Genomic DNA, 10,893 nt, shown 5'->3' with positions numbered 1-10,893 from the left:
GAGGCCCGCCGCCAAGCCCCAGCGGGTCAAGTCGTGCGATCAAATTGCATGGAGCCGGAGGTCACACGCTCCGCATCCTCGGTAAAGCCGAGATCGGCCAGCACGGGGCCGTATTCGGCGCGGTAGCTTTGCGCCTGATCGTCGGAGATGACGGGGAAGAGGATGCGCCGGACGCTGTCCATCTTCAGGCCCGCCATTCGGCTCGCGGGGATGTCGGCGGCGCGTCCGATCCTGAGCGCGTCGGGTTTGAAATCGCCGAGATAGGCTTGCAGCCCACTGGCCTGATCCGCGCCATCCTTGGGGAACACCAGCGGGCCATCGGTGAATTTCAGGCGGCTGGTGTCGTCGAGCCCCGCGCGTTTGGCGAGGTCCCTGCCATAGGCGATCAGCGGCGCGCGGCTGTCTTGCACCATGTAGGTCAGGCCATCGCTGATCTTGATCGTGCGCATCCCGATGAAACCGATGCCAGCGCCGATTTCCAGCACGCGGGGGCAACCATCCAGATAACCCGCGATCTTGCGGGCGTGGCGACGCTCGAACCGGCCCAGAAGGATCACGTCGATGCTTTCGGGAGAGAAGACGCGGGGGTCGGCGGGCAGGTCGATCTCGTGATTTGGCACCCATTCCAGCCCGATCTCAGTGGATGTGTCGATCTCGCCCTGCACGTAGGGATCGCCATCGGTGGCGGCCCATCCGGCCACGTTGTCGTTGCGCCGTTCCTCCTTGGGTTTGTCGGCGACGGTCTTTTCCACCCGGCTCATCAGGGCGGCGATCTTGGCGGGGTCGCGGGCTTGCGGCGGCTTGGCTTCGACCTGGGTGATGGGAACCTTGCCGGCTTCGATCAGGCCATCACGAAGCTCCGCGTAGGCGTCGGTCTTGCGGTATTCGTCAAGGCGCGCCTCCACTCGGTCGAGGGCGGCGAAGTGGAGTTTGTTGAGAACAGGGTCCTTCAGAAGCTCCGCCACGATGCGCGCGCGGTCCTCAGCATGGCGCAGGATGGCGGTGTCCTCCACCTCGTTGCGGTCCTGAAGTGACCAGTAATCGGCGTTATACTTGTCTTTCTTGTTGTTCACGTTGCCGCGGAATTTGCGCACCGCGTAGCTGTCCACGGATTTTACCGCGTAATGGTTCATCTGGCACCAATCGTATCCGATGGTGCGCCGGATGGAGCGCCAGCCGCGGAATTTGAAATAGTCCTCCATCGGACGGCCGGAGCCGTTGAGCCATTTGACGCTGTCGGGGAAGTCGGTCTCCAACCACTTGTTCTTGATCGACGGGCGGTGGATGCCGAGTTTCCAATAGTCGTGGTCGAACTTGAAGAGCGTCTTGACCCCCCAACCCTTGTTCCAGAGTGGGGGCGCGGAGCGGGTATATTGCTCCGTCACCGGGTCACGAGACCAATCGACCACGCCGGCAGAGCCGAAGATGCGCCAGGTGATGACGAGGCCGTTGGCGCCCTGCGCCACGGTATCGTCCAGCATCCCCTCGACGCTGCCGGAGGGGTGGCGGACGCAAAGGAATTCGTCGGCGTCGAAGACGAGGACCCAATCGGCGTTGCGCACGATCGGCTCCTTCTGGGCGTGGTTTAGGGCGGAGGGTTGCGGCTTCTGCCCCTCGGCGATCACGTTGTCGCGGTGGTGGCCGAGGCCCAGCTCCTCCAACCGTTTGAGCATGTCGTCGGTGCCGTCGGAGCAGTCGTTGGTGTAGACGAGGATGTCGGTGAAGCCCACGGCGAGGTGATGGGCGAACCATTCCAGAAGGAACGGCGCTTCGTCCTTCATCATCGACACGGCGAGGACTTCACCGTGTTTGGAGCTGTTCTTCAAATGCTGCACGTCGCCCTCGGGTCCCGGTTTGGCCGGTGTTTGCACGATTGGTAGCACGGGACCGGGGCGATTTGAACCGAGGGGTGCTGAAATTGGTGAAGGGACGGGAGGGGCGGCGGGCGCACACAGGTCACGGCGCGCGCCCGAGGGTTCAGAGGAGGCTGTCGGGCAGCTTCTGCTCTGCGGCGGTGTTGGCGCGGCGGAACACCAGCGTCACCAGCGTCGACACGATCACGATGAAGAGCGAATAGAGCGCGGGCACGGCCATGTAGCTTTGCGCCTGGTCGCCGGAGAAGGTGAAGGCCACGATGGCGATGGCAAGGGGGCCGTTCTGAATCCCCGTCTCCAACGCTACGGTGCGCGCGTTGCGGGGGTGCAGACGCAGGACGCGGGCAAAGGTGTAGCCGATGGTGATCCCGAAGAGCCCCAAGCCGATCGCCGCGACGTAAGTTGCGGGCGTCGTCGTCACGAGAAACTGCCAGTTGCGCGGCACCCAGGAGACCATGATGAAGAGGATGAAGAACAGCGCCAGCGCGGAACCCATGAATTCCGTCACCGCACCGACATTGGCGTTGATCTTGCGCATCGTCATGCCGATGGCCACGGGCACCAGCAGCAAGACGAGGGTGGCGATGATATTCTCCCTCGGGATCTCCAGATCCAGGGCGGAGGCGTAGATCAGCAGCACGATGGGGATGAGGATCACGCCGAACACGGTGGAGGTGACGGTCATCAGGACCGACAGCGCCAGGTTGCCCTTGGAGAAATAGGTGAAAATGTTGGAGGTCGTCCCGCCCGGCATACAGGCCATGATGAGCACGCCGATGGCAATCGCCTCGGGCAGGGGGAGGAAGGTGATCAGCAAGAAGCCGATGAAGGGCATGAAACCGTATTGGCTTATCACACCGATGGCGAGGCCGTAGGGGCGTTTGAGCGCGAGGATAAAATCGCGCGGAGTGAGCGAGGCGCCCATGCCGAGCATGATGACGAAGATCATCAGCGCCAGAAGGGCTTGTTCGAAGGCTCCGACCATTTCCGTTACTCCGCCGCGATCTGCGCAAGCTCTTCCGCGCGCAGGTCTTTTCTGAGGATTTTGCCGACATTCGATTTCGGCAACTCGTCGCGGAACTCCACGCGCTTGGGGACCTTGTAGGGGGTCAGATGTTCCTTGCAGAACGCGCGCAGGGCGTCGGACGTGACGGATTTGTCCTTGAGCACGACGAAGGCTTTCACGGCCTCCCCCGTGGCGTCGTCCGGCACACCGATCACGGCGGCCTCATCCACGCCGGGATGGGTGACGAGCACATCCTCAACCTCGTTGGGATAGACGTTGAAGCCGGACACGACGACCATGTCCTTCTTGCGGTCGACGATGCGAATATAGCCGTCGGGTTCCATGATCCCGATGTCACCGGTCAGGAAATAATCGCCCGCCATGACCTTGGCGGTCTCTTCCGGCTTGCGCCAATAGCCCTTCATGATCTGGGGGCCTTTGGCGGCGATCTCTCCGGTCTCGCCGGGCGGCAGGGGATTGCCGTCCTCATCCATGATGGCGACGAGGGTGGAGGGGACCGGCACGCCGATGCTGCCCGCCCGCGCCTTGCCCAGGGGCTCGAACGTCAGGCAGGGCGAGGTTTCGGTCAGCCCGTAGCCCTGGATCACCGGTTTGCCGGTAATCTCCTCCCACCTTTTGGCGACGCTGGCTTGCAGGGCCATGCCCCCGGCGGAGGCGAATTTCAGGTGTTTTGGTGGCGTGTCGAGGAACCAGATCTCGTTCGTCAGCCCGTTGAAAAGCGTGTTCACACCGCTCATCCAGGTGATCTTGTAATTCTCGAACGCACGTTTGAGGTTCGTCAGCGGGCGCGGGTTCGGGATCAGGATGTTGCGCGCGCCCAGCCAGTAAAATCCGAGCAGGTTCACGGTGAAGGCGAAGATGTGGTAGAGCGGCAGGACGGTCAGCGCGACCTCGCGGCCCTTTTCCAACCCCTCGATCAGCTCCATCGTCTGTTCCATGTTCACCACGAGGTTGCGGTGGGTCAGCATCGCGCCCTTGCTGACACCCGTGGTGCCGCCGGTATATTGCAGGACCGCCACGTCATCGGCATCGACATTCTGGTGGTATTTCTCCACCTCGATGGTTTCCGTATCGCGATGGGTGCGCCCGGCCTGGAGCGCGTCGGGCAGGCGGATATGGGCAATCTCGATCGGTTTGACGGTGCGGTCCCAGTGCTTTTGCACCAATCCCACGATCCCGCGCGGCATGGCGGGCAGGAATTCGGCAACACGGGTGACGATGATGTTGGGGATCGGGTGGCCGCGGGTGGCGGCGGTGACCTTGTCGGCGAACATGTCCGCGATGATGAGCGCGTGGGGTTCTGCATCCTCGAACTGCTTGGCCATCTCCTCCGCCGTGTAGAGGGGGTTCACGTTCACGATGATGCAACCGGCCTTCAGGATGCCGAAGGCGGCGACGGGAAAGCTGAGCGAATTGGGCATCTGAACCGCGACACGGTCGCCCGCGTTCAGGCCCGCAACCTCCCGCAGGTAGACGGCGAGCGCGTCCGACATCTCATCGGCCTGGGCAAAGGTGAGCGTGCCGTTCATGCCGTTGGGCAGGCAGCAGGTGAAGGCGGGTGCCTTGCCGAAGGTCTGCGCGACGGAGCCGATCAGATCACCGAGGTTGCGATAGGCCGGAGCGTCGATATCGGTCCGGGCGCCGGGGCGATAGAATGCCGTCCACGGGCGGTCTGTCATGTCGGTGATCCTCCCAAATCTCCCTTGCGCGCAAGGATGACGGGGAAATCGCCCGGGGGAAAGCAAGAAGGGGCAGGGACGTGGGGGAAACCACCGGATTTCGGTGTGGATGTGGGGTTTCGGCGGGCGAATGCGTGGATTGGCCCGCCGTTTGGGCCGGATTGAAGGCGGTGGTTCAGATCGGGACGCGGATGGCCGTGCCGTTTTCCAGCGCCACGTCGACGATGGCGGCGGAGACGGCGAGGTCCTGTAGGCCGACGCCCGTGCCATCAAAGAGCGTGATCTGGTCGTCGGAGCTGCGGCCCGGATGGGTGCCGTTGATGACCGCCCCGATCTGGGTCACGTCGGACGCATCGAGCAGGTTTTCGGCGATGGCGTGCTGGGCTTCGCCGATGGTGGTGCTTTGCGCCACCTCGTCACAGAACACGGTCGCGCGGGCCAGAAGTGCCGCCTCCACCTCCTGCTTGCCCTTGGTATCGGTGCCCATGCAGGCGATATGGGTGCCGGGGCTGACGTGATCGGCCATGAGGGACGGGGCGAAGCTGGACGTAATGGTGATGACGACGTCCGCGTCGTGCAGGCCCGGGAGGTCGACCGCTTCGAACGGCAGCCCGGCCTCCTCAGCCACCTTGGCGAGGTTGGGCAGCATTTCGGGGTGATAATTCCAGCCGATCACCTTCTCGAAGGCATGGGTCTCCAGCGCGGCGCGCACTTGGAACGTTGCCTGGTGGCCCGCGCCGACCATGCCGATCACCTTCGCGTCCTTGCGGGCGAGGTGTTTGATGGAGACCGACGACGCGGCGGCGGTGCGCAGTGCCGTGAGGTAATTGCCACCCACCATCGCCGTCACGCGACCCGTGTCGGGGTCGAACAGGAAAACGGTCGATTGGTGGTTGATGATGCCCCGCTTGTCGAGGTTGTGGGGCCAGTAGCCGCCCGCCTTGAGGCCAAGCACCTGGCCCGTGCGGTCAAACCCGCCCTTGAAGCCGTAAAGCGCGTCTTCATGGCCGATGGCTTCGCGCACGACGGGGAAGTTGTAGGCATCCCCCGCCGCCATGGAGGAGAAGACCTTCTCCACCGCTTGGAAGGAGGCATCGCGTGTCAGAAGGTCCGGGATCAGACCCTCTGGCACGATTGTCAGCGTGTGGTCCGACATCAGTAGGCACGACCGCGCGCGGAGACGGGCCAGACGGTTTCCACGACGCCGTCGCGGACACCCACATACCAGTCATGGACGTTACAGGTGGGGTCGCAATGGCCGGGGACGAGGTGCAGCTTGTCATTCACTTTCAGAACACCATCGGGGTCGGATACCACGCCATGTTCGTCGGAACATTTCACATATTCAACGTCTGTCCGCCCGAAGATCACAGGCAGGCCGCTGTCGACGGATTGCGCCTTGAGGCCCGCATCTACGATGGCCTTGTCGGCCTTGGCGTGGGACATGACGGAGGTGAGGATGAACAACGCGTTCTCCCACTCGCCCTGGTCGATGCGGTTGCCGTCGGCGTCGAGGATGCGCCCGTAATCGGCGTCCATGAAGGCGTAGGAGCCGCACTGAAGCTCATTGTAGACGCCCGAATTGCTCTCGAAATAGTACGATCCGGTGCCGCCGCCGCCAACGATGTCGCAGTCCAGCCCCTCAGCCTTAAGCGTGTCCACGGCGTCCTTCACCTGGGCCACGGCGATGTCGATCTTGGCCTTGCGGTCGTCGTAGCTGTCCATGTGCTGCATCGCGCCCTGGTAGGCCTGGATGCCGGCGAATTTCAGGCCCTCCGCCGCGTCGATAGCCTTGGCGATTTCCACGACTTCGGGGGTCGTCGTCACGCCGCAGCGACCCGCGCCGCAGTCGATTTCCACGAGGCATTCGATCTCGGTGTCATGCTTTTGAGCGGCCTCGGACAGATCGGCCACGTTGGCCAGGTCATCGACGCAGCAGATGGTGCGGGCGCCGAGTTTCGGCATGCGGGCAAGCCGGTCGATCTTCTGCGGATCGCGGACCTGGTTGGAGACGAGGACGTCCTTGATACCGCCGCGGGCGAAGACCTCGGCCTCGCTGACTTTCTGGCAGCAGACGCCACAGGCGCCGCCCAGCTCGACCTGCAAGAGCGCCACGTCGACCGATTTGTGCATCTTGCCGTGAACCCGGTGGCGCATCCCGTGCGCCTTGGCGTAATCGCCCATCTTCTTGATGTTGCGCTCGAGTGCTGCGAGGTCGAGCACGAGGGCAGGCGTCTGCACGTCGGCGGCCTTCATGCCGGGCTTGGCGGGAATGTCGTAGCCGACCTCAAAGTCAGCGAATTGGGCCATGTCTTTCATAACGTTGGTCCTTTTGGGTTCTGCACGATGGCGGGTTTCACCCACCCTACGGGCGTTGCGTTGATGTGGAGTGGGTGAGGCCCACCAATTGGGTCACTGCATCCAGGGCAGTTTGTTCAGATCGACATTGCCGCCGGTGATGATCACGCCGACGCGGCGGCCACGGAACACTTCCGGGTTCTTCAGGATCGTGGCCAGCGGCACGGCGCAGGAGGGCTCCATCACGATTTTCATCCGTGCCCAGGTGATTTTCATGGCCTCGATGATCTCCTTTTCCGACGCGGTGAGGATGTCGGTCACGTGGTTGGAGACGAAATGCCAGGTATTCTCCTTCAGCGGCACCTTGAGGCCATCGGCGATGGTCACGGGTGCGTCGTCGGCGATGATGTGGCCCGCCTTGAAGCTGCGGTAGGCGTCGTCGGCCTGCTCCGGCTCGGCGGCGTAAATGTCCACGTCGGGCGCGATGTTGGACAACGTCAGGCAACAACCCGAGACCATGCCGCCGCCGCCGATGGGCGCGATCACGGCATCCAGCCCGTCGACCTGATCCAGCAATTCGCGGGAGCATGTAGCCTGCCCGGCAATCACGCGGGGATCGTTGTAGGGATGCACGAAATCGGCACCGGTCGCTTCGTGAACCTCCGCAAAGATGGCTTCGCGCGACGTGGTGGAGGGCTCACATTCGGTGATGATCCCGCCATAGCCGCGCACGGCGTCTTTCTTGGCCTGGGGTGCGGTTTTCGGCATGACCACATGACAGGGAATGCCCCGGCGGCCCGCCGCGTAGCTGAGCGACAGCGCGTGATTGCCCGACGAATGGGTGGCGACGCCCTTCTGCGCGGCCTCATCCGACAGACCGAAGACCGCATTCGACGCGCCACGTACCTTGAAGGCGCCGGCTTTCTGGAAGTTCTCGCACTTGAAGAACAACTCCGCCCCGGTCAGCTCGTTAAGGTAGGTCGAGGTCAGGACCGGTGTGCGGTGGATGTAGGGTTTGATCCGCTCGTGGGCGGCGATGACATCGTCGAATGTCAGATCGGTGGCTTGGATCATGTCTTTCACATCCTGCTCCTATTCTGCGGCCATGGCCGATTGCGTGCGACCCGCGCGATAGACGCTCTGCGCCGCCGCAACGCCCGAACCGAGCGTCACGTCGAGGCCCAGATCGGCCATCACCATCTCCGCCGTCGCGATACCAGATAGCGCCATAACGTCGGTCAGCATCCCCAGATGGCCGATCCGGAAGACTTTTCCGGCCACGTCGCCCAGGCCTGCGCCGAAGGCCACGCCATAGGCGTCGGCGGCATGGGACACGATTCGGCCCGCATCGAAACCCTCCGGCGTGCGAATGGCGGAGACGGTATTGGAGTAGAGATCGGGCGAGACGGCGCAAAGCTCCATCCCCCAGGCACCGACGGCGGCGCGGACGCCATCGGCGATCCGGGCATGGCGGGCGAAGACATTGTCCAGCCCCTCATCGAGCAGCATTTGGGAGCCGATCTTGAGCCCGTTCAGCAGACCCACCGAGGGCGTGTAGGGATAGGCGTTCGCCTCATACCCCTTGGCCATATCGCGGATGTCGAGGAAGGTGCGCGGCAGGGTGGCACCGTCAATGGCGGCCATCGCCTTGGGCGAGACGCCGATGATGGCGAGGCCCGCGGGCAGCATGAAGCCCTTCTGCGAGCCGGTGACGGCGATATCCACGCCCCAGGCGTCGAATTCGAAGTTCATCGAGCCGATGGAGCTGACGCCATCGACGAAGAACAGTGCGGGGTGGTTTGCGGCGTCGAGCGCGGCCCGGACCCCTTTGATGTCGGAGACGACGCCGGTGGCAGTCTCGTTATGGGTGGCGAGCACGGCCTTGATCTTGTGCGATGAATCGGCGGCCAATGCCTCCGCAAAGGCATCGACCGGCAGGCCTTCACCCCAGGGCACGTCGATCTGCTGCACGTGAAGGCCGTGGCGCGTGCACATGTCGATCCATTTGTGGGAGAACATGCCGTTGCGCGCGGCCAGCACGGTGTCACCGGGCGAGAGCGTGTTGGTGATCGCGGCTTCCCACCCGGCGGTGCCGGTCGCGGGGAAGACGAAGACCTCGGCCTTGTCCGATTTCAGAACCGCTTTCACACCGGCAAGGGCAGGGTGCAGGATATCGGCGAATGCGGCGGAGCGGTGGTCCATCGTCGGCAGGTCACAGGCGCGGCGCAGATGCTCGGGCATGTTGGTCGGGCCGGGGATGAACACGGGGTTCTGGGTGGACATGGTGTCGGTTCCTTCTTGGATCGAGGGCAATCTAGAGTGTCCACCGACCCACCGCAATTTTTTTGAAAACGTTTTTCATAAAGCGCAAGTGTGCAGATTTTGCCCCCTTGTCAGCGGCTTATCTTTTTTCATATCATGAAATGGATTTTCAAGTTGTGGAAGAATGGCCATGGCCAAGAGCGAATCCGGCCCTGCGCGGCGATCCAGGGGGCGGCCCAGGGATTGGGACGACAAGACCGCCCAGAATACGATCAAATCCCTCGACCGGGCGATGGAGGTGTTCGAACATCTGAGCGAGACCAGCGGCGTGACCCTGTCGGAGCTGGCCGAGAATCTGGGCCAGTCGCCGGCCACGATCTACCGCATCCTCGTGACGCTGGAGGGGCGGGGGCTGGTGGAATTCGACCGTGCCGCGCAGCATTGGCTGATCGGGGCGCGCGCCTTCGTGATCGGGGCGCGGTACCTGCGGCGCACGACCCTGGTGGACCGCGCGCGCCCGGTCCTGCGCCGCCTGATGGAGGAGACGGGGGAGACCGCTAATCTCGGCATCGCGCGGGGCAGTCACGTCCTGTTCGTGGGGCAGGTGGAGACCCATGCAACGATCCGCGCCTTCTTTCCGCCCGGCACCCTGTCGCCCATGCATGCATCGGGGATCGGAAAGGCGCTTCTGGCGCAGATGTCCGATGACCGCCTGTCGCGCCTGTTCGCGACGGCACCGCTGGATCAGTTCACCCAGCGCACCCTGACCGAACCGGCCCATCTGCGCGCAGATCTGGAGGCGACGCGGGACCGCGGATACGCGATCGACGATGAGGAGAAGAACGAGGGGATGCGCTGCATCGCGGCCCCGGTCTTCGACCTGAGCGGCGGAGCGGTGGCCGGGATCAGCGTGTCAGGCCCCGCCAGCCGGGTCAGCCCCGGCCAGGTTCAGCCCTTGGCCGGGGCGGTGATGGCGGCGGCGGAAGAGCTGTCGCTTGCCATGGGGGCGGAGCGGCCCGCGCATGCCGGTACCGCACCGGAGCGGCGGGAGCCCTAGCGCATCGGGTAGATCTGGATCGACGGGATGGAGACATTGGCGGGCCGGTCGAGCGCGAAGATGACGGCATCCGCAATATCCTCGGGCCGCAGGGCATCGGGCTTCTCCTCGTCAAAGAACGGCGTGTCGACCATACCGGGATTGATGTTGGTCACGCGCACCCCGTATTCGCCCAGTTCCGCCGACAGGTTCTCCGCATAGCCGCGCACGAACCATTTGGTCGCGCCGTAGACCGACCCCGGCAGGGTCGCATGGCCCGCGCGGGAGCCGGTCAGGAGCAGATGGCCCTTGCTGTCCTTCAGATGCGGGATCGCCAGTTTGCACGTCACCGTCAGGGCGAAGATGTTGACGTCGATCATGGTGCGGAAATTGTCGATGTCGCCACCCTCCGTCCCCTTGTCGGTGGCGCCCAGGCCCGCATTGGCGAAGACGGCGTCGATCCGGCCGAAGCGGGTGGTGGCGGCCTCGAACGCGCTGACCTGCGCTTCCACATCCGTCACGTCGGCGGGCAGGGCGATGGCATTGTCCTCCCCCAATTCGGAGACGAGCTCGGCCAGCTTGTCCTCGGACCGGGCGACAAGGGAGGTCTTGTGGCCTGCGGCGATGGCGGCCCGCGCAGTGGCGGCACCGATGCCGGATGATGCGCCGGTGATGAACAGGGTCTTGGACATGGAAAGCTCTCCTTCAGGTTCGGAT

At 63.9% G+C, this 10,893-nt stretch carries 9 protein-coding genes; 1 reads left to right on the top strand and 8 read right to left on the bottom strand.

The genetic code is table 11. The annotated features are described in order from the left end of the window. Positions 1 to 26: 26 nt before the first annotated feature. The 7 genes from KUW62_RS11970 to bhcA all read right to left on the bottom strand — a co-directional run bounded on the left by KUW62_RS11970 (position 27) and on the right by bhcA (position 9,161). Positions 27 to 1,883 (bottom strand): glycosyltransferase family 2 protein, encoded by a 1,857-nt coding sequence (locus tag KUW62_RS11970; RefSeq protein WP_224815702.1) that lies wholly within the window; start codon positions 1,881 to 1,883, stop codon positions 27 to 29. A 94-nt stretch (positions 1,884 to 1,977) separates the two neighbouring features. Then, the gene (locus KUW62_RS11965; RefSeq protein WP_224815701.1) at positions 1,978 to 2,859 is read right to left on the bottom strand and encodes a bile acid:sodium symporter family protein; all 882 of its coding nucleotides are present in this window, start codon (positions 2,857 to 2,859) and stop codon (positions 1,978 to 1,980) included. Between the two features lie 5 nt (positions 2,860 to 2,864). Then, the gene (locus KUW62_RS11960; protein WP_224815700.1) at positions 2,865 to 4,580 is read right to left on the bottom strand and encodes an AMP-binding protein; all 1,716 of its coding nucleotides are present in this window, start codon (positions 4,578 to 4,580) and stop codon (positions 2,865 to 2,867) included. 175 nt (positions 4,581 to 4,755) lie between these two features. After that, on the bottom strand, positions 4,756 to 5,721 hold the full coding sequence (gene bhcD / locus KUW62_RS11955; protein ID WP_224817104.1) for an iminosuccinate reductase BhcD: 966 nt from the start codon (positions 5,719 to 5,721) through the stop codon (positions 4,756 to 4,758). A 14-nt stretch (positions 5,722 to 5,735) separates the two neighbouring features. After that, entirely contained in the window at positions 5,736 to 6,899 is a 1,164-nt protein-coding gene (gene bhcC / locus KUW62_RS11950; protein ID WP_224815699.1) for a 3-hydroxy-D-aspartate aldolase BhcC, read from the bottom strand. A gap of 93 nt (positions 6,900 to 6,992) precedes the next feature. Next, positions 6,993 to 7,952, bottom strand: coding sequence for a beta-hydroxyaspartate dehydratase BhcB (gene bhcB / locus KUW62_RS11945; RefSeq protein ID WP_224815698.1), 960 nt, complete (start codon positions 7,950 to 7,952; stop codon positions 6,993 to 6,995). Between the two features lie 18 nt (positions 7,953 to 7,970). Continuing rightward, entirely contained in the window at positions 7,971 to 9,161 is a 1,191-nt protein-coding gene (bhcA, locus tag KUW62_RS11940; protein WP_224815697.1) for an L-aspartate--glyoxylate aminotransferase BhcA, read from the bottom strand. A gap of 169 nt (positions 9,162 to 9,330) precedes the next feature. Here bhcA and bhcR point away from each other — a divergent pair, with 169 nt between their 5' ends. Continuing rightward, positions 9,331 to 10,197, top strand: a complete 867-nt coding sequence (bhcR, locus tag KUW62_RS11935; RefSeq protein WP_370632885.1) for an HTH-type transcriptional regulator BhcR — start codon at positions 9,331 to 9,333, stop codon at positions 10,195 to 10,197. Here the strand turns inward: bhcR and KUW62_RS11930 are convergent. Then, on the bottom strand, positions 10,194 to 10,868 hold the full coding sequence (locus tag KUW62_RS11930; protein WP_224815695.1) for an SDR family oxidoreductase: 675 nt from the start codon (positions 10,866 to 10,868) through the stop codon (positions 10,194 to 10,196). The two genes, bhcR and KUW62_RS11930, sit on opposite strands and share 4 nt — an antisense overlap. Positions 10,869 to 10,893: the final 25 nt, after the last annotated feature.

The sequence above is a fragment of the Hasllibacter sp. MH4015 genome, assembly GCF_020177575.1.
Lineage (GTDB): Bacteria > Pseudomonadota > Alphaproteobacteria > Rhodobacterales > Rhodobacteraceae > Gymnodinialimonas.
Note: the sequence above shows the minus strand (reverse complement) of the source record. Positions and strands in the feature narration are given on the sequence as shown.

Bases quoted from the DNA above. Each gene is read 5' to 3' on its own strand.
- KUW62_RS11965 (WP_224815701.1), bottom strand. From the start codon at position 2,859: ATGGTCGGAGCCTTCGAACAAGCCCTTCTGGCGCTGATGATCTTCGTC.
- KUW62_RS11960 (WP_224815700.1), bottom strand. From the start codon at position 4,580: ATGACAGACCGCCCGTGGACGGCATTCTATCGCCCCGGCGCCCGGACC.
- bhcC (WP_224815699.1), bottom strand. From the start codon at position 6,899: ATGAAAGACATGGCCCAATTCGCTGACTTTGAGGTCGGCTACGACATT.
- bhcB (WP_224815698.1), bottom strand. From the start codon at position 7,952: ATGATCCAAGCCACCGATCTGACATTCGACGATGTCATCGCCGCCCAC.
- bhcA (WP_224815697.1), bottom strand. From the start codon at position 9,161: ATGTCCACCCAGAACCCCGTGTTCATCCCCGGCCCGACCAACATGCCC.
- bhcR (WP_370632885.1), top strand. From the start codon at position 9,331: ATGGCCAAGAGCGAATCCGGCCCTGCGCGGCGATCCAGGGGGCGGCCC.
- KUW62_RS11930 (WP_224815695.1), bottom strand. From the start codon at position 10,868: ATGTCCAAGACCCTGTTCATCACCGGCGCATCATCCGGCATCGGTGCC.